The organism is Leminorella grimontii (assembly GCF_039789245.1).
Lineage (GTDB): Bacteria > Pseudomonadota > Gammaproteobacteria > Enterobacterales > Enterobacteriaceae > Leminorella > Leminorella grimontii.
This window is the reverse complement of record NZ_CP146357.1, coordinates 3,139,564-3,158,280: the sequence shown is the minus strand read 5'-3', so window position 1 is coordinate 3,158,280 and position 18,717 is coordinate 3,139,564. Positions and strand designations below refer to the sequence as shown.

Genomic DNA, 18,717 nt, shown 5'->3' with positions numbered 1-18,717 from the left:
TATCCGTCCCCTGGTAGTCAGGCGCACTTATACAGCGAAGGCTCGCCCTCCGGGCGCGTTTTGAACCTGCGGTGAAGCCACATGTACTGCTCTGGCGCGATGGCGATCTGCTTTTCAATCGCCTGATTCATAAAGGCCGCCGCTGCCGTTTGGTCGTCCATCGGGAAGCCTTCCAGCGGCGCGTCAATAACCACCGTATAGCCGCTGTTGTCGCGATTTCTCATTGGCGTAAAGGGAATGAGCTGCGGATTTGCCGCGCGCATCAGAATGCTGGTGCCGATCGTGGTGGCCGCTTTTTCAACGGCGAAAAACGGCGCAAATACGCTGTTGCGCGGGCCGTAGTCGTGATCCGGCGCGTACCACAGCAGCTCGCCCTGCTTTAGCGAGCGGATCATGCCCTTAATGTCGCGCCTGTCGAGCATATATTTGTTGGAGCGCAGCCTGCCCCAGGTTTGCAGCCAGTCCATCAGACGGTTGTCGTGCGGGCGGTAAACGCCGACGCCTGGCGTATAAAGGCCGATAATTCGCGCCCCCAGCTCCAGCGTGAGAAAGTGGATGCCGATAACGATGCCGCCGCGCTTTTCCTGCGCTGCTTTCAGCAGGTAGTCGTAGCCCTGAACTTTGCTCCAGCGCTTAATGCGCCAGTCTGGCCAAAACCAGGCCATGCCGGTTTCTAAAATGGCCATGCCCGTCGATTCAAAGTTTCGAATCAGCCATTCTTCCCGCTGTGACTCGCTGTCGTCAGGGAAACAAAGCTCAAGATTACGACGCGAAATTGCCTTTCTTCGCTTCATCAGGCGCATAGCTAGACGACCAATTCTTCTGCCTAAGGCGTTGATAACCGGATAGGGCAATAGCGTAACGGCGTATAGCGCACCGATGCCCAGCCACAGAGTCCAGTAGCGCGGATGCAAAAGGTCGTGAGTAAAGTGTGGGTGAACGTGATTCTTTGCCATAACGAAAGTTTATTGAAAACAGTCCGCTTAGTGTAACTATATTTTCATTTAATGCCTATTTTGGGCCAAATTGATTATTGTTTAGGCGCACCCGGAATCTAAGCATGACGCGTTCAAATAATTAAAGAAGCGCAGCGTTAGGCGAGGTTATGATAAACTTTTGCCATTCACGCTGTCCTCGTTTTTGGAGTTTGGGATGAAAGTCATGTTACCCGATTTTAGTCGCGCCAACGTTATGGTGGTGGGCGACGTTATGCTTGACCGCTATTGGCACGGGCCGACCAGCCGCATATCGCCGGAAGCGCCGGTACCGGTCGTTAAGGTGAATACGGTGGAAGACCGGCCCGGAGGCGCGGCGAACGTGGCGATGAATATTGCGGCGCTGGGCGGCGGTTCCCGCCTGGTGGGGCTAACCGGGATGGACGAAGCGGCCCGTGTGCTGAGCACGCGCCTGAGCGACGTCAACGTGCGCTGCGACTTTGTCACGGTGCCCTCGTGCCCAACCATCACTAAGCTTCGCGTGCTGTCGCGCAACCAGCAGCTTTTGCGTCTGGACTTTGAAGAAGGGTTTGAGAACGTAGACCCTCAGCCGATGCTCGATCGCGTGCAGCAGGCGCTGCCCAAGCTGGGCGCACTGGTGCTTTCGGACTACGCCAAAGGCGCGCTGAACTGCGTCCAGTCACTGATTGCTCTGGGACGCAAGGCGGGCGTGCCGGTGCTTATCGATCCGAAGGGTTCTGATTTTGAACGCTATCGCGGCGCGACGCTGCTGACGCCGAACCTGTCGGAGTTTGAGGCGGTGGTAGGGCACTGCAAGAGCGAAGAAGAGCTGGTGGCGCGCGGTATGGAGCTGATTGCTCGGTTTGATTTCAGCGCGCTGCTGGTTACCCGCTCGGAAAACGGCATGACGCTTTTGCAGCCGGGGAAAGAGCCGTTCCACCTGCCGACGCAGGCGCAGGAAGTGTATGACGTTACCGGCGCCGGCGATACGGTTATCGGCGTACTTGCCGCCAGCCTGGCTTCCGGGCTTTCTCTGGAAGAGGCCTGCTTTATGGCCAATGCGGCGGCCGGCGTGGTAGTCGGCAAGCTGGGGACGTCGACCGTTTCCCCTATTGAGTTAGAAAACGCGATCCGCGGCCGCGCCGACACCGGCTTTGGCGTTATGGACGAGGCCCAGCTTAAGCAGGCGGTCGCTAACGCCCGCCGCCGCGGCGAAAGAGTGGTGATGACCAACGGCTGTTTTGACATTCTGCACGCCGGGCACGTTTCCTATTTGGCTAACGCCCGCAAGCTGGGGGACAGGCTCATTGTCGCGGTTAACAGCGATGCGTCGACCCGCAGGCTTAAAGGGGAGACCAGGCCGGTCAACCCGCTGGCGCAGCGAATGATCGTCTTGGCCGCCCTGGAGTCCGTTGACTGGGTGGTCTCTTTTGAAGAGGATACGCCGCAGCGTCTGATCGCCGACGTTCTTCCCGACCTGCTAGTGAAGGGCGGCGACTACAGGCCGGAAGACATTGCCGGCAGCAAAGAGGTTTGGGCCGCAGGCGGTGACGTTCGGGTGTTGAACTTTGAGGATGGATGTTCGACCAGCAACATTATTAAAACTATCAGGGAGCGCGGTTAGTACGCCACGATATGAGCGGATTAAAGCAGGAACTGGGGCTGGTTCAGGGTATCGGGCTACTGTCTACGTCTTTACTGGGGACCGGCGTGTTCGCCGTTCCGGCGCTGGCGGCGCAGGTCGCCGGCGGAGGCAGCCTGTGGGCGTGGCCGATTCTGATCGTTTTGGTATTTCCGATTGCCATCGCGTTTGCCTCTTTGGGGCGTCACTTTCCTAACGCCGGCGGCGCGGCGCATTTCGTCAGCCTGGCGTTTGGCCCGCACATGGCCAAGGTGACCGGATGGCTGTTTTTGTCCGTCATTCCCGTCGGCCTGCCCGCTGCGCTGCAAATAGCCTCCGGCTTCTGGCAGGCGGCCTTTGGTTTTAGCGAGTTCGGCCTGCTGATGGTGCAGGTAGCTACGCTTCTGATAATCTGGCTGCTCGGCATGCGTAGCGCTGGCTCGAGCGCCAACGTCCAGGTGCTGATTGCCGTTTTGATCGTGGCGATGATTGTCGCCATCTGGTGGCGCGGCGGCATTACGCCGACCACCGTCGCCTGGCCGGCGCCCGCGTCGATGTCCGGCGGGGCTCTGTTTGACGCTCTGGCGGTGATGTTCTGGTGCTTCGTTGGGCTTGAGGCGTTTGCTCACCTTGCGGCGGAGTTTCGTCACCCCGAGCGGGACTTCCCCCGAGCGCTGCTTATTGGCCTGCTGCTGGCGGGCGCAGTGTACTGGGGATGCACCGTGGCGGTGCTGGCGTTCGGCGCGTTTGGCGGCGAGATGGCCGCCGCGGCGTCGCTACCGTCTATCGTGGTGAAGCTGTTCGGCAGCCACGGGCTGTGGATTGCCTGCATTATTGGCTATTTGGCCTGCTTCGCCAGCCTGAATATCTACACCCAGAGCTTCGCCCGGCTGGTGTGGTCGCAGAGCTATGAGCATCGCCCCAAGGCCTGGTTGGCGCAGCTTTCCCGCTCGCACTCCCCGCTCAATGCTTTAACGGTCGTTCTGGCGTGCTGTCTGGTTTCTTCTCTGCTGGCGCATTGGCTGGCGCTTCCTCTGGATGCCCTTATCGTTTATGCCAACGGCATCTTCGTCTTTATCTATCTGCTGTGCATGCTGTCGGGCTGTCGGCTTTTGAAGGGGCGAGCCAGGCTGATGTCGATACTTGGCAGCGTGCTGTGCCTGTTGCTTTTAGCGATGATTGGCTGGAAGGTGCTGTATGCGGTAGCGGTATTTGCGGCGCTCTGGCTTGTTCTACCGAGAGGCAAGAAGGCTTTCGAACGTAAGAACGCCTAACGGAGCAGGACTTCGCTAGGCGTCGAAAAAGGCGTTACTCTTCGCGGCTTTTTGCTTCCAGTTCCGCAAGGCGCTTTTCCAGCGCGGTTAGCTTTTCGCGGGTTCTTAACAGCACCTGAGTTTGAATATCGAACTCTTCACGGCTTACCACGTCCAGCTTGGCGAGCTGGTTTTGTAGTCCCTGACGGATTTTCTTTTCGACTTCATCGCCCAGTTCGCGAATGCCTTTCGGCATGGACTCGTGAATCTGCTTGGCGATTTGTTCAATTTTTTGCGGATCGATCATCGGGCTATCCTTTATGAAGTTGATGGCGTCTCTTTTCTCAGCGTTCAACGGCGGCGGGACGCGGCCTGATGTGAGTATAACCATTTACTGATTCGGTGTCTGCGTTTTCGCAAACGTTGCTCCTGCCTGTGATAAGCGCTATAGTAGCTTCGCTTATTCTCAGGGCGGGGTGAAAGTCCCCACCGGCGGTAAACCATAGAATGTCGATTTTATGGAAGCCCGCGAGCGCTTTGGTTTGGTATAGCCTGGCTCATTCAAACCAAAGGTCAGCAGACTCGGTGTAATTCCGGGGCCGACGGTTATAGTCCGGATGGGAGAGAGTAACGGTAACGGGTCAAGCGTTCGCTTGCCTCTCGTTATTTCGGCTATTTGCCGACTTCCTAAGCTGCCCTGATTCTGGTAATCCACAATTTTTAAGAGGTTATTTTTACCATGAATCAGACTCTACTTTCCGAATTTGGTACTCCGATTGAGCGCGTTGAAACGGCGCTGGCCGCGCTGCGCGAAAGCCGCGGCGTCATGGTGCTTGACGACGAGAACCGCGAAAACGAAGGCGACATGATTTTTGCCGCACAAACCATGACCGTTGAGCAAATGGCGCTGACCATTCGCCACGGCAGCGGCATCGTGTGCCTTTGCATTGACGAACAGACGCGCGATCGCCTGAAGCTGCCGATGATGGTGCCGGCCAACTCCAGCCGTTATCAAACTGCGTTCACTATCAGCATTGAAGCCGCTGAAGGCGTCACTACCGGCGTTTCCGCCAAAGACCGCGTAACGACTATCAAAGCAGCGATTGCCGACGACGCGACCCCGGCCAGCCTGCACAGCCCGGGCCACATGTTCCCGCTGTGCGCTCGTCCTGGCGGCGTGTTGACCCGTCGCGGCCATACTGAAGCGACTATCGACCTGGTAACGCTGGCCGGCTTTAAGCCCGCGGGCGTTCTGTGTGAGCTTACCAACGACGACGGCAGCATGGCTAACGGTTCGCAGGTGGTTGAGTTTGGTAAAAAGCACAACATGCCGGTCGTAACGATTGAAGACCTGGTGGCCTATATCGCGCTGCATGCCAAAAAGGCAGGGTAAGCGAGCGCTGTAAATACAAAAAGCCGCAGCTGCGGCTTTTTGTCTATCTATACCCCTGAGTTATCTTCTATATCGTCCAGATCTGCAGCATCATCAGGCTAAGGCCCATGACCGACATGCCGCAAAGGATGCCGTAGCTTGGGTTATTGTTGGGATCGATTTCCTTGGCCAGCGGCATTAGCTCATCGACCGACAGGGCGACCATGATGCCCGCAACGGCGGACATTATTGCGGCCATGATAATCGGCGAAACGTTCGGCCCCAGCAGGAAAAAGGCAAACAGGCCGCCGACGATTTCCGCTACGCCGGACAGCCCGGCCCACAGCAGAGCGGACGACTTCGAGCCGGTAGCGGCATAAACCGGGCCGGCAACGGCCAGGCCTTCAGGAATGTTGTGTATGGCAACCGCCAGCGCGATGCCGAGCCCCAGCTCCCAGTTGGTGCTGGCGGTAACGAACGTGGCGATCCCCTCGGGAAAGTTGTGCAGGCTAATGCCGAGCGTAAGCAGAATGGCGGTGCGTCTCAGGTTACGAGGGGGCTTTTGGCCCGGCATCAGGTCGTGAGCGTGCTGGTGCGGAAGCAGGCGGTCCAGTAAAAAGTACCCCAGCAGCCCCAGAATAAACATGCTGTACCCTAGCACCGGCGGCATGCCCGGCGTGCCTAATGAAGCGGGCAACATTTCCATGAGTGAGATCAGCAGCATAATGCCGGCGGCGAAGCCTAGCGCAAAAGCCAACAGGCGATTAGAGGGCTTTTGGCCAATAATGCCCAGAAAGGCCCCTATAAAGGTTGAGCCTCCGGCGAGTACGGTAAGTATAAGTGGAACCGACATAAACACCTTTCCTTAAATGATAATAATTATCATTCATAAATCTAACAGAGCCATAAACAAAAACAAATACGTTGAAGTCGATTTATTTAATAGGCGAATTTAAAAACCGATTGTTCACTTTTTTTGACAGAGAACATCATAGTTATTATCTATCAAAGTGTTCAATTAGGGCCAATAATAGCCCTATTACGAGAGCGTACGGAATGACCGTGTTGTACGCCCGCCTTACTGAGTAAAGCCGATTATCCGGCATGGCGCAACCGAACGGTATAAACCCATCATGGAGGCCTAGCGATGAATGCTTATTTAATGCCGGCTCTTTTTCTGGGACACGGCAGCCCGATGAACGTATTAGAAGAAAATGCGTATACGCAGGCCTGGCGTCGACTCGGAGAAACCCTTCCTAAACCTAAGGCGGTGCTGGCGATTTCCGCTCACTGGTATACGCGCGGTACGGCGGTGACGGCCATGGAAAAGCCCCGGACGATCCACGACTTCGGCGGCTTTCCACAGGCGCTGTTTGACACGCAGTACCCGGCCGCCGGTTCACCCGCGCTGGCCGAGCGGGTGGCGGACCTGCTGGCGCCAGCCGAAACGATCCTTGACCGAAGCGAGTGGGGATTGGATCACGGCGCCTGGGGCGTGCTGATAAAAATGTATCCCGATGCGGATATTCCCGTCGTGCAGCTGAGCGTGGACGGCACGCAGCCTCCTCTTTACCACTATCAGCTTGGCCAAAGGCTGGCTAAGCTTCGCAGCGAAGGGGTGATGATCGTCGCCAGCGGCAACGTAGTGCACAACCTGAGGGCGGTGAAGTGGCAGGGCGAAGGCGAGCCCCATGACTGGGCGGTACGATTTAACAACTTCGTTCGCAGCCAACTGGTGGAAAAAGGAGAACCTCATCCTTTAGTTAACTTTATGCAGCATCCGGATGCAAAAATGGCTAACCCTACGCCCGAACACTTTTTACCGCTGCTGTACGTTTTAGGGGCGCGTCAGGAAGGCGAAGCGGTCAGCGTGCCGCTGGACGGTATCGATATGGCGGCGATTAGCATGCTGTCGGTGCGGGTTGGGTAGGTTTAGAAACGAGTACGCCCTGAAGGTTCAGGGCGTACTGATATATTAAGCCCGACGTTAGTCCAAAATAATATGCGGATAATAGCGGGAAAGATCCTGAGTAATCAGGCTGTGGTCTTCCCGTATTCCCATGCCGCAGGGCTCATCGTTTACCAGCCAACTACCGATAAGCGTGTAGCTGTCGTTAAAGCGCGGCAGCGGTTGGAACTGCTGAATGATAAAGCCTTCTTCGCCGTACGGGCCGTCAACGCTGCAGACATCTTTACCGTTCTCCACGATGCGGATGTTGGCGCCTTCGCGAGAGAACAGCGGCTTAACCACGTAGTGGGAAAGCTCCGGGTGCGGCTCGTCGCTGAAGTAGGAGGGCAGCAGGTTCGGATGGTTGGGGAACATCTTCCACAGCATCGGCAGCAGCGCCTTATTGGAAATGATGCTCTTCCAGGCCGGCTCCAGCCAGCGAACGCCGGCGTCCGTCAGCTTGGTGGAGAACATTTCCCGGAACATGAATTCCCACGGGTACAGTTTGAACAGATTGCCGATCACCTGGTCCTGCATATCGGTAAACTGGCCTTTCTCGCCAAGCCCGATGTCTTCAATATAGAGGAACTCGTTGGCTAACCCCGCTTCGTCGGCGCAGTCCTGCAGATACTGGACGGTGCCGCGGTCTTCTTCGGTATCCTGACAGCAGGCAAAGTGCAGCAGGTTAAAGCCGTGGCGAGACTTCAGCTCGGCAAAGCGTTCAATCAGCTTGTCCTGCAGGCTGTTGAACTGATCGGCGTTTTGCGGCAGTTTGCCCGCAGCGACCTGGTCTTCAAACCACATCCACTGGAAAAAGGCCGTTTCGTACAGCGAAGTAGGCGTATCGGCGTTGTTTTCCAAAAGCTTGGCCGGACTTTTTCCGTCATAGGCCAAATCCAGGCGGGAATAGAGCGAAGGCTGCTGGGTTTTCCAGGAGCTGCGCACGAATTCCCAGCAGTGTTTCGGAATGCAAAAGCGCGTCAGCAGCTCTTCGCTGTCGACGACTTTTTCAACCACCTGCAGGCACATTTCGTGTATCTCGGCGGTTGCGCTTTCCAGCTCTTCTACCTGCGCCAGCGTAAACTGGTAGTAGGCGTCTTCACACCAGTAGGGCTCGCCGTACATAGTATGAAAGTTAAAGCCATACTCGGTAGCTACCTCGCGCCAGTTGGGGCGCTCGCTAATCGTTTGACGAATCATCAGGCGTTGACCTTAACCACCGAAAGAACGGCTGCCGCTGCTTGAACGGGAGCTTGAACTGGTGCTGGTGCTGCGCGTAGCCGCGTTTTGCTTGGCAACCGATTCACCAAAGCCGCCGCGAGTTACCGTAGTCGTGGTGGCCGGCTTGGGCGCCAGTGCGCTCTTGTCTACCTTCATCGTCCTGCCGGTAGTGGCGTTACCAAAGCTCTTGCCGGTCGCGTCAACGAACTTGCCGCGCGCGGGGCTGTTCGGCGAGTTGGAGGTAAACAGCGGTGACTGACCGTAGCCGCCGCTCATCATGCGGCCCATCATATAGCCCGCCATCAGCGGCATCCAGGTGCTGTGAGACGATTGGCTGGTTGCTCCAACGCCTGCTTGTGCAGGCGTTTCTACGCACTGGGATTCGCCGAATTCGGCCACGCAGTCTTCTCTGCTGGCGTACTTGGGCGCGGTTTTAACCGCTTCGGCCTGTGCGGTGTTATAGGCCGTGGTGCACTGCTCCGCCAGAGACGGATTGACCTGCTTACATTCTTCAGCGTCTTTGAATAAAGAAACGCTTTCGTCAGCCTGCTCACAGCCTGACAGCATAAATACGGCGCTAACCGCTAACGCAACCGGCGCAAGGCGATAGGTGCGAAATGATTTGCGAAAGGAGTCACGGTTAATGTGTTTTGTGCGCTTCATGATTTCAATCCTGGTGTTAAATACGAAGTTTGATTACCGCCACGCCGACCTATTAAGGCGTTTTAACAATGCGCTTAAAAGCATTCATCATTAGCCGAGCACTGCGGAAATGGCGGGGAAATTCCCTTTAATTAAGCACCCCGTAGGATAGGCGAAATAGCCGATGAATTAAAGCAAAGATGTTTTTTTTCGCCGTTTTTTCATGCCCAATCTGGCAAAATGTGCGCGAATTCTCGCTTTACGTCTGGATAAAAAAATCCCTGCTAGAAGCAGGGATCTTGTTTATCCAAACGAGATGAAACGATCGATTAATTGGTTTTGATCGTTGGGATTGTCGTGGTCGGCTTGCCTAACGTACGGTTTAACGTCGCCAGATCGTTTTCGTTTAGCGTACCCAGCGCATACTTGATGTTGAGCTGGTTGATCAGATAGTCGTAGCGGGCATTGGCCAACTGCTGCTTGGCGTTATACAGCGTAGTGGTCGCATTCAGCACGTCAACGATGGTGCGAGTACCGACGTCATACCCTGCCTGCGTCGCTTCCAATGAGCTTTCCGCCGAAACGACGGTTTGCTTATAGGCGCTTACGGAGCTGATGGAGGCAGATACGTTGTTATAGGACGAACGCACGATCTGAATCATTGAGCGGTGGGCGCTTTCCAACGCTTCGCCAGCGCCGACGTAGCTATACTGCGCCTGCTTTACGCGGGAGCTGGTTTGGCCGCCGCTAAACAGCGGGAAGCTCAGCGTAATGCCGGCGGTAGTGTTGCCGTTGATGCTATCGGGATTATTCATCGAGCCCGAGCCGCGATAGTCGTTGTTGGACATACCGGTTGACGCGTTGAGCGATACGGTCGGCATGTGGCCGGTTTGTTCCAGTCGAATCTGCTCGCGGGCGACGTCCTGCGCCAGGCGTGCGGTCAACAGGTTCAGGTTGCGGCTTTCCGCCTCTTTCAGCAGGCTGTTGACGTCGTTCGGGCGCTTAGTGGTAAAACGCTGCGTGTCGAGCGAGCTTAGCTCTGGATAGAACATGCCGGAAATCTGGCGGAGCACTTCCAGGTAGTTTTCCAAATTGTTGCGGGCAACGACTTCGTCGGCGAGGGTCTGGTCGTACTGCGCCTGCGCGTTCTGCACGTCGGTGATGGCGACCAGGCCTACGTTAAAGCGCTGGCGAGCCTGATCCAGCTGACGGTACAGCGCCTCTTTCTGCGCTTCCGTGGTGGATAAGATGTCGAGGCCGCGAAGCACGTTGAAATAGGCGGTGGCGGTATCCAGAATCAGCGTTTGCTGCTGGGCCTGATAGGCGACGTCCTGAACGCCGGCCTGTTTCTCGGTGATGTTGAGCTGACGCCATAATGACATGTCAAAAATAGTCTGACTGAGCTGCAGCGTGCCGCTGCTGACGTCGCTTTTGCTGCCGCTGTTGTCGCGATAGCCGCGGTTGATGTTATAGCCTGCGTTCAAGCCTAACTGAGGCAGCAGAGCGCCGCGGGACTCGCTGATCTTTTCGTATGCTGCATCGCGATCGGTTTCTACTTTGCGCAGATCGGGGTTGTTGCTTTTGGCCTGCTGATAGACTTGCATGAGATCGTCAGCGTGACCTAGTGCACTGAAGCCTCCCAGGCTAAGACCAATAATCAAAGGAAGCAGTTTTTTCATGGGCGATCCTTGTTGTACAGCACTCGTGTTGTATTGTCTGACTCTGACATAAATATAGTCGCAAATTCTACCAGAGTATTCATGATAATAAAGGTAGCTTTATGTGCCATAACTGTATTATTTACAGAAAAATTACGCGTTTTTTTCATTTCCTGGTTGAAGTCGGCGGCCATAGGTCATCAAATAGGGCATGTTCCTAAATCCGTTAAGAAAGAGATGCTCCATGCCGCTATATGAATCGACTCCGGTAACGTTAGACAAACGCGATGTTGAAATTATTGCACAGAAACCGCTTTACCGCGGTTTCTTTTCGCTGACGGAGTACCGTTTTCGCCACCGCCGCTTTGACGGCTCGATGAGCGGCGAAGTCGTTCGTGAGATTTTTGAAAGAGGCCACGCGGGCGTGCTGCTGGCCTATGACGCGCGGCGCGATGAAGTTGTGCTGGTTGAACAAATCCGCATTGCGGCGATGGAAACCAGCGAAACGCCGTGGCTGTTGGAAATGATTGCGGGAATGATCGAACCCGGTGAAGACGTAGAAAGCGTCGTTCGACGCGAGGCGCAGGAAGAGGCCGGCATTGAGGTGGGGCGCTGTAAACCCGTACTGAGCTATTTGGCGAGTCCGGGCGGAACGTCGGAACGAATGTCTATTATTGTCGGTGAAGTTGACGCGTCAAACGCCAAGGGCGTTCACGGGCTGCCCGAGGAGAATGAAGACATTCGGGTTCACGTCGTTAGCCGCGAACAGGCCTATCGATGGGTAGAAGAGGGCGTTATTGATAACGCGGCAACTGTGATCGCCGTTCAGTGGTTACAGCTCAACTATCGCAAATTGCAGAAAGAATGGGTAGGCTGAGCTTCATCATCAGGGGACAAAACCTGAACGCTTAATCATCGCCTTCGGACGCCGACGATAATTTTATCGTCGGCGTCTGTAAAAGCGATAATGGGCTGCTAATATAAAAATAATAATGACGGGGAGACGCGCCGTGGCCAATCGAATTGTTGAAAATATCATCAGCAGCATTGAGCTGATTACCGATCCGTGGATTGATTCTTCCATTTATGATTTCTTTCATCAGCATGAGGCCGTGTTAGAGTTCAGCTACGAAGTCATCGAAAATAAATACATTATCGACGTATCCCTTCGACGTACCGAACTGCACGAGATCAAAGAACATTTTATGGCCTTTGTTACCGCAATGCAGTACTCCTATTTCACCTTTTATTCCCGCCGGGCTAACGATCATATTATTAGCTACAGACTGATTTCCGGCGGCAGCGATATGAAAGGTTTTTATTGCGAAGTGAACTATACGCACGTTTGAGCATTCGCTTATTTATTTTCCCTTATATTGTCATGGGTATTATATCGGCCTTTCGGTGGAGAAACTTCTCCATTAACCTCGGCTTTTCGCATTTGTTTCTTTATTTTTTGTCAAAGTTTCCTTCATAATGGAATGCCTATTTAGCAAGCCCGTTCGATTAATACCGCAAGACATTTATTACTGGCGAAAATAGACCAGAGTCGATACGAAGAGAGGAACGTTTGGCGTCCGACCGATGTAATATGAAAAAGCGATATACTCCTGATTTTCCCGCCATGATGCGCCTGACCGAGGTCAACTATGCGCAGCTGCGCCGACTGATCCCCCGCGATGAAAAAATAGGTAGTCGCGTTGAGCTACAGGTCGATAGGGCGATTTACAGTATCGAAACGCTTGAGTCCACTCGTTACACCTCGCTGGTTGCTATTAAGCAGGTGCAGCCGAAAGTCAGCTATTGGAGCATGCCGAGTTTAAACGTTCGGCTTTATCACGACGCGTTAGTTGCAGAAGTGTGTTCCAGTCAACAGATCTTTCGATTTAAAGCAAGTTATGATTATCCCAATAGAAATTTGCACCAGCGTGATGAAAAGCACCAAATTAATCAATTTTTGGCGGACTGGCTGCGTTTTTGCCTAAGGTCTGCTGTCGTTTGTTAAACACGTAGAAAGCAGGAGCTTACTCACTCAATTTTTTGAAGGAAACCTCTTGGAAAGCCTTTTTCAACTCCCTTTGGCGAGTGGGTCCAAAGTGAGAGTATTACAGATTACTGATACCCACCTGTTTTCCGGTGCGGATGAAACGCTTTTAGGCGTAAATACGCTGCAGAGCTTTCACGCTGTCCTCGACGAAATTACCGGACGGGAGTGCGATTACGACCTGATCGTCGCAACCGGTGACCTGGCGCAGGACCGCAGCTTTGCCGCCTATCAACGCTTCACCGACGGCATATCCAGACTTCACGCTCCGTGCGTATGGCTGCCGGGAAATCACGACTTCCAGCCGGCGATGGTCGACGCGATGGCGCAGGCCGGCATTCTTCCCTCCAAGTTGGCGCTGCTGGGCGAAGACTGGTTTGTCATCCTGTTGGACAGCCAGGTGCTTGGCGTACCTCACGGCGAGCTGAGCGAATATCAGCTTGAGTGGCTGGATCGATCTTTGACGCAGTACGCCTCTCGCCATGCGCTTATTTTATTACATCACCATCCTCTGCCTTCCGGATGCACCTGGCTCGATCAGCACAGCCTTCGTAATGCGCACGTGCTTTCAGAGGTGTTAGACCGGCACCCTCAGGCGAAAACGCTGCTGTGCGGCCATATTCATCAGGATCTCTCTTTGGATTGGAACGGCCGTCGCGTACTGGCTACGCCTTCCACCTGCGTGCAGTTTAAGCCGCACTGTACTAACTTTACTATTGATGACCTTGCGCCGGGCTGGCGCTACCTTGACCTTTATGCGGATGGTTCAGTTGAAACGACGGTATGCCGCTTAAACAGCGATGCATTCCGTCCTGATATGAACTCGGACGGTTATTGATGGCGACGCTGCTTTATATACACGGTTTTAACAGTTCTCCCCAGTCGGCCAAGGCTACCAACTTCAAGCGGTGGCTGGCTGAGCATCATCCTCATATCGAGATGCTGATCCCCGCTATTCCCCCTTATCCGTCAGATGCGGCCTCGGTACTGGAAGATATCGTGCTGGAGCGCGTAGGGGAGCCTTTGGGCATCGTCGGCTCTTCTCTTGGGGGATACTATGCGACCTGGCTCTCTCAATGCTTTATGATCCCTGCCGTGCTGGTGAACCCCGCAGTGAAGCCCTTCGAATGGCTACAGGAATATATCGGCAGCAACGAGAATCCCTACACTGGCCAGCAATATGTGATAGAGTCTCGCCACGTTTACGATCTTAAAGTGATGCAGATAGAGCCGCTGGAAGCACCGGACCTGCTGTGGCTATTGCAGCAAACCGGCGATGAAGTGCTCGATTACAGTCAGGCGGTGACGTACTACACGCACTGCCGTCAGACCGTAGAGTCCGGAGGGAACCACAGCTTTGTCGGTTTTGAACACTATTTTCCCGCTATTGTTGATTTTTTAGGGCTTAGTGCGGCTTAATAGTCATCCTCAGTCGGTCGGGCAGGGAAAGTTCGCCGGTATGTGCCGACAGGCGCGTCGCGATCGTTTTTATTCTCTATAAATAAAGAGATCCAATGCTTCTCGTTTCCCCACTACGACAGCGTCGCGGTGCGAAAGGCGAGGAATAAAATCAGATTCCAGAAAGCCAAATCATGAGCCAATCCAGTTATAACGCTGACTCCATTGAGGTGCTCAGCGGACTAGAACCAGTACGTCGCCGCCCCGGCATGTACACTGAAACCGACAGGCCCAACCACCTTGGGCAAGAGGTTATCGATAACAGCGTTGACGAAGCGCTGGCCGGTCATGCGCATAAAATAGAGGTTATCCTGCACGAAGATCAGTCGCTGGAAGTGATTGACGACGGTCGCGGGATGCCCGTTGATATTCACCCCGAAGAGGGCGTGACGGCTATCGAGCTTATCATGTGCCGCCTGCACGCCGGCGGGAAGTTTTCCAACAAGAACTACCAGTTTTCCGGCGGCCTGCACGGCGTGGGGATTTCCGTCGTTAACGCCCTGTCAACGCGGGTGGAAGTTACGGTTCGTCGGGACGCGCAGGTATACAGCATCGCCTTTGAAAACGGCGACAAGGTGCAGGATTTAACGGTCATCGGCACCTGCGGTCGCCGCAATACCGGCACCAGCGTCCATTTTTGGCCTGACGCCAGCTTCTTCGACAACCCGCGCTTTTCCGTTTCTCGTCTGGTGCACGTGCTGAAGGCCAAAGCGGTGCTCTGCCCCGGCGTGGAAATCGTTTTTGTCGATAAGGTCAATCAGACCGAGCAGCGCTGGTGCTACCAGGACGGCCTGACCGACTACCTGATGGAAGCGGTCAACGGATTGGTTACCCTGCCGGAAGCGCCGTTCGTCGGCGCCTTTTCCGGCGACGTTGAGGCGGTGGACTGGGCGCTTCTGTGGCTACCTGAAGGGGGAGAAACCCTGAGCGAAAGCTACGTCAACCTTATTCCTACGACGCAGGGTGGCACTCACGTTAACGGCTTGCGCCAAGGGCTGCTGGACGCCATGCGCGAGTTTTGCGAATTTCGCAACCTGCTGCCGCGCGGGGTGAAGCTGAGCGCGGAAGATATTTGGGATCGCTGCGCCTACGTGCTGTCTTTAAAAATGCAGGATCCGCAGTTTGCCGGGCAAACCAAAGAGCGCCTCTCTTCTCGTCAGAGCGCGGCGTTCGTTTCCGGCATTATCAAAGACGCCTTTAGCCTCTGGCTTAACCAGAACGTACAGGCGGCGGAACAGCTGGCCGAGCTTGCTATTTCCAGCGCCCAGCAGCGTATGCGCGCCGCCAGAAAGGTAGTGCGTAAAAAGCTGGTCAGCGGGCCCGCGCTGCCGGGTAAGCTGGCGGACTGCTCCTCGCAGGACCTGAGCGTGACCGAGCTGTTCCTCGTCGAGGGGGATTCGGCGGGCGGTTCAGCCAAGCAGGCGCGCAGCCGCGAGTTTCAGGCTATCATGCCGCTGAAGGGCAAGATCCTGAACACCTGGGAGGTTTCTTCCGATGAAGTGTTGGCCTCGCAGGAAATTCACGATATTTCGGTCGCTATCGGCATCGACCCCGACAGCGACGATCTCAGCCAGCTGCGCTACGGCAAGGTGTGCATTCTGGCGGATGCGGACTCAGACGGCTTGCACATCGCAACGCTTATCTGCGCGCTGTTCGTGCGCCACTTCCGCAAGATGGTGGAAGAAGGGCACGTTTACGTCGCCATGCCGCCGCTCTACCGTATTGACCTTGGAAAAGAGGTTTACTACGCGCTGGATGAAGAAGAAAAAGCGGGCATCCTTGAACAGCTTAAGCGTAAAAAGGGCAAGCCCAACGTACAGCGCTTTAAGGGGCTGGGTGAAATGAACCCGCTTCAGCTGCGCGAAACCACCATGGATCCAAACACTCGCCGCCTGGTGCAGCTGACGCTGGAAGACAGCGACGCCACTATGGCGCTGATGGACATGCTGCTAGCCAAAAAGCGTTCGGAAGATCGCCGCAACTGGCTGCAGGAGAAGGGCGATCTGGTGGAGATCGAGGTTTAATTTGAACGCGAAGGCCGCCTACAGAGGCCGCTTTAGCGAGCAAGGAAAAGTTATACTATGAGTGATATTACTCACGACGGCGTAGAACAGCAGCCGCTTCACCAGTTTACCGAGAATGCGTACCTCAACTATTCGATGTACGTCATTATGGACCGGGCGCTGCCGTTTATCGGCGACGGCCTGAAGCCGGTACAGCGCCGCATCGTTTATGCCATGTCTGAACTGGGCCTCAACGCTCAGGCGAAGTTTAAAAAATCGGCGCGCACCGTGGGTGACGTGCTGGGTAAATACCATCCGCACGGCGACAGCGCCTGTTATGAAGCGATGGTGCTGATGGCGCAGCCGTTCTCTTACCGTTACCCGCTGGTGGACGGTCAGGGCAACTGGGGTGCGCCGGACGATCCCAAGTCGTTTGCGGCCATGCGCTACACCGAATCGCGCCTGTCCAAGTACGCAGAGCTTTTGCTGAGCGAGCTGGGGCAGGGCACGGTCGACTTTATTCCCAACTTTGACGGCACGCTCTCAGAGCCGAAAACGCTGCCCGCCCGCCTGCCGAACATCCTGCTTAACGGCACAACCGGCATTGCGGTCGGCATGGCGACCGACATTCCGCCCCACAACGTGCGCGAAGTGGCTAACGCGGCGGTTATGCTGTTGGACAACCCCAACGCGACGCTTGATGACCTGATGGGCGAAGTCAAGGGGCCGGACTACCCGACGGAAGCGGAGATCATTACTCCGCACGATGAAATCAGAAAAATCTATCAGACCGGCAAGGGCTCGGTTCGCATGCGGGCGGTGTGGAAAAAGGAAGACGGCGAGATTGTCATCACCGCGCTGCCGCACCAAACCTCCGGCGCGCGCGTCATGGAGCAGATAGCCAACCAGATGCGGGCGAAAAAGCTGCCGATGATAGACGATCTGCGCGACGAGTCCGACCACGAGAATCCGACGCGCCTGGTGCTGGTGCCTCGCTCTAACCGCGTGGATCTGGAGCAGGTGATGAACCACCTGTTCGCCACCACCGATCTGGAAAAGAGCTACCGCATTAACCTGAACATGCTGGGGCTGGACGGCCGACCGGCGGTGAAAGGGCTGATTGAAATCCTTAAGGAGTGGCTGACGTTCCGCCGCGATACGGTGACTCGACGCTTACAGTATCGCCTAGAAAGAGTGTTAAAGCGTCTGCATATCCTTGAGGGCCTGTTGGTCGCCTTCCTGAATATCGATGAAGTTATCGAAATCATCCGTACCGAAGACGAGCCGAAGCCGGCTCTGATGCAGCGTTTCGGCATTACCGACACCCAGGCCGAAGCGATTCTGGAACTGAAGCTGCGCCATCTGGCCAAGCTTGAAGAGATGAAGATCCGCGGCGAGCAGGACGAACTGGCGAAAGAGCGCGACAGCCTTCAGGCGCTGCTGGCGTCCGATCGCAAAATGGGCACGCTGATTAAGAAAGAGATCCTGGCCGATGCTCAGGCCTACGGCGACGACCGCCGTTCGCCAATCGTTGAACGCACCGAGGCGAAAGCCATGAGCGAGCACGAGTTCGTGCCGTCCGAGCCGGTGACCGTCGTGTTGTCCGATATGGGCTGGGTGCGCTGCGCCAAGGGGCACGATATCGAACCTTCCGGCCTGAGCTATCGCGCGGGCGACTCATTCAAAGCGGCTGCGCGCGGCAAGAGCAATCAGCCGGTGGTGTTCCTTGACTCTACGGGCCGGAGCTACGCGCTCGATCCGCAGGCGCTGCCGTCGGCGCGAAGCCAGGGCGAGCCGCTCACCGGCAAGCTCCAGCTGCCGCCGGGCGCGGGCGTTGACCGCGTGTTGATGGCTACGGACGATAAGAAGATCCTGATGGCGTCCGACGCGGGCTATGGTTTTATCTGTACCTTTGAAGATCTGGTGGCGCGCAACCGCAACGGTAAGGCGATGATTACGCTACCGGAAAACGCAAAAGTGCTGGAGCCGCTGGAGGTGAATTCAGAAGACGAACTGCTGCTGTCTATCACCGCGGCGGGAAGAATGCTGCTGTTCCCCGTGGGAGATTTGCCTCAGTTGTCTAAAGGCAAAGGGAACAAGATTGTCTCTATCCCTGCAGCGCAGGCGGCCAGCGGAGAGGACAAGATTGCCTACCTGCTGCTGCTTCAGCCGTCTTCATCGGTGACGCTGCACGTAGGTAAACGCAAGCTGCTGCTGCGGCCCGAAGATTTGCAGAAGTTCCGCGCCGAGCGGGGCCGCAAAGGAACGCTTCTGCCCCGCGGGCTACAGCGCATCGACAGTATTGACGTCGAGACGCCGCCTCCGGCGGGAAGTGAGAACGCCGGCTGAGAAGCATAGCGTAAACGACGGGCCGCTTTCCGATAGGGGGCGGCCTGTTTTTTATTAAATACCTCATCAGGACGCGTGGAGTAGAGTAGAATAAGCGCGCGTTTTTATCGGCTTAAACGCCGGGTTCTATTGTATAACTGCCCCGAGAGGCGGTGCGTTTTTTTTATAAGTCGGTATACTTACCGGCTGCAC

At 55.6% G+C, this 18,717-nt stretch carries 17 protein-coding genes and 1 riboswitch; of the genes, 11 read left to right on the top strand and 6 right to left on the bottom strand.

The window, feature by feature from the left end; all coding sequences use genetic code 11:
- Window positions 1–17: 17 nt before the first annotated feature.
- Entirely contained in the window at window positions 18–956 is a 939-nt protein-coding gene (locus tag V8L73_RS14585) for a Kdo(2)-lipid IV(A) acyltransferase (RefSeq protein ID WP_347253327.1), read from the bottom strand.
- Window positions 957–1,152: 196 nt separating this feature from the next.
- Between V8L73_RS14585 and hldE the strand changes: the two genes are divergently transcribed.
- On the top strand, window positions 1,153–2,580 hold the full coding sequence (gene hldE / locus V8L73_RS14580) for a bifunctional D-glycero-beta-D-manno-heptose-7-phosphate kinase/D-glycero-beta-D-manno-heptose 1-phosphate adenylyltransferase HldE (protein WP_027274994.1): 1,428 nt from the start codon (window positions 1,153–1,155) through the stop codon (window positions 2,578–2,580).
- A gap of 11 nt (window positions 2,581–2,591) precedes the next feature.
- Window positions 2,592–3,851, top strand: coding sequence for an L-methionine/branched-chain amino acid transporter (gene yjeH, locus V8L73_RS14575; protein ID WP_347253326.1), 1,260 nt, complete (start codon window positions 2,592–2,594; stop codon window positions 3,849–3,851).
- A gap of 34 nt (window positions 3,852–3,885) precedes the next feature.
- Here yjeH and ubiK read toward each other — a convergent pair whose 3' ends face one another.
- Complete coding sequence (gene ubiK, locus V8L73_RS14570) at window positions 3,886–4,137, bottom strand: ubiquinone biosynthesis accessory factor UbiK (RefSeq protein WP_027274992.1); 252 nt, start codon at window positions 4,135–4,137, stop codon at window positions 3,886–3,888.
- Between the two features lie 151 nt (window positions 4,138–4,288).
- Window positions 4,289–4,463: riboswitch (FMN riboswitch) on the top strand.
- Window positions 4,464–4,569: 106 nt separating this feature from the next.
- Between ubiK and ribB the strand changes: the two genes are divergently transcribed.
- On the top strand, window positions 4,570–5,223 hold the full coding sequence (gene ribB, locus V8L73_RS14565) for a 3,4-dihydroxy-2-butanone-4-phosphate synthase (RefSeq protein ID WP_347253325.1): 654 nt from the start codon (window positions 4,570–4,572) through the stop codon (window positions 5,221–5,223).
- 67 nt (window positions 5,224–5,290) lie between these two features.
- Here ribB and zupT read toward each other — a convergent pair whose 3' ends face one another.
- Window positions 5,291–6,055, bottom strand: coding sequence for a zinc transporter ZupT (gene zupT, locus V8L73_RS14560; protein WP_347253324.1), 765 nt, complete (start codon window positions 6,053–6,055; stop codon window positions 5,291–5,293).
- Window positions 6,056–6,349: 294 nt separating this feature from the next.
- Between zupT and ygiD the strand changes: the two genes are divergently transcribed.
- Window positions 6,350–7,132, top strand: coding sequence for a 4,5-DOPA dioxygenase extradiol (gene ygiD, locus V8L73_RS14555; protein ID WP_347253323.1), 783 nt, complete (start codon window positions 6,350–6,352; stop codon window positions 7,130–7,132).
- Between the two features lie 57 nt (window positions 7,133–7,189).
- On the opposite strand, the gene V8L73_RS14550 is transcribed toward ygiD, so the two are convergent.
- The 3 genes from V8L73_RS14550 to tolC form a co-directional block, all read right to left on the bottom strand.
- On the bottom strand, window positions 7,190–8,350 hold the full coding sequence (locus V8L73_RS14550; protein ID WP_261832558.1) for a glutathionylspermidine synthase family protein: 1,161 nt from the start codon (window positions 8,348–8,350) through the stop codon (window positions 7,190–7,192).
- 12 nt (window positions 8,351–8,362) lie between these two features.
- Window positions 8,363–9,034: a DUF1190 family protein gene (locus tag V8L73_RS14545; protein WP_036024058.1), complete on the bottom strand. Its 672-nt coding sequence runs from the start codon at window positions 9,032–9,034 to the stop codon at window positions 8,363–8,365.
- 308 nt (window positions 9,035–9,342) lie between these two features.
- Entirely contained in the window at window positions 9,343–10,692 is a 1,350-nt protein-coding gene (tolC, locus tag V8L73_RS14540) for an outer membrane channel protein TolC (protein ID WP_261832557.1), read from the bottom strand.
- Window positions 10,693–10,915: 223 nt separating this feature from the next.
- Between tolC and nudF the strand changes: the two genes are divergently transcribed.
- The 7 genes from nudF to parC all read left to right on the top strand — a co-directional run bounded on the left by nudF (window position 10,916) and on the right by parC (window position 18,525).
- On the top strand, window positions 10,916–11,548 hold the full coding sequence (gene nudF, locus V8L73_RS14535) for an ADP-ribose diphosphatase (RefSeq protein ID WP_261832556.1): 633 nt from the start codon (window positions 10,916–10,918) through the stop codon (window positions 11,546–11,548).
- A gap of 133 nt (window positions 11,549–11,681) precedes the next feature.
- Window positions 11,682–12,020 (top strand): hypothetical protein, encoded by a 339-nt coding sequence (locus tag V8L73_RS14530; protein ID WP_134389158.1) that lies wholly within the window; start codon window positions 11,682–11,684, stop codon window positions 12,018–12,020.
- A gap of 242 nt (window positions 12,021–12,262) precedes the next feature.
- Window positions 12,263–12,676 (top strand): DUF1249 family protein, encoded by a 414-nt coding sequence (locus tag V8L73_RS14525; RefSeq protein ID WP_027274984.1) that lies wholly within the window; start codon window positions 12,263–12,265, stop codon window positions 12,674–12,676.
- A 49-nt stretch (window positions 12,677–12,725) separates the two neighbouring features.
- Window positions 12,726–13,553, top strand: a complete 828-nt coding sequence (gene cpdA / locus V8L73_RS14520) for a 3',5'-cyclic-AMP phosphodiesterase (RefSeq protein ID WP_347253322.1) — start codon at window positions 12,726–12,728, stop codon at window positions 13,551–13,553.
- Complete coding sequence (yqiA, locus tag V8L73_RS14515; RefSeq protein WP_027274982.1) at window positions 13,553–14,134, top strand: esterase YqiA; 582 nt, start codon at window positions 13,553–13,555, stop codon at window positions 14,132–14,134. The genes cpdA and yqiA overlap by 1 nt, the downstream gene beginning before the upstream one ends.
- Window positions 14,135–14,307: 173 nt before the next feature.
- Window positions 14,308–16,197, top strand: a complete 1,890-nt coding sequence (gene parE, locus V8L73_RS14510) for a DNA topoisomerase IV subunit B (RefSeq protein ID WP_027274981.1) — start codon at window positions 14,308–14,310, stop codon at window positions 16,195–16,197.
- Between the two features lie 57 nt (window positions 16,198–16,254).
- Window positions 16,255–18,525 carry a DNA topoisomerase IV subunit A gene (parC, locus tag V8L73_RS14505; protein ID WP_347253321.1) on the top strand — a complete coding sequence of 757 codons (2,271 nt, stop codon included), beginning with the start codon at window positions 16,255–16,257 and terminating at the stop codon, window positions 18,523–18,525.
- The last annotated feature ends 192 nt before the right edge of the window (window positions 18,526–18,717 follow it).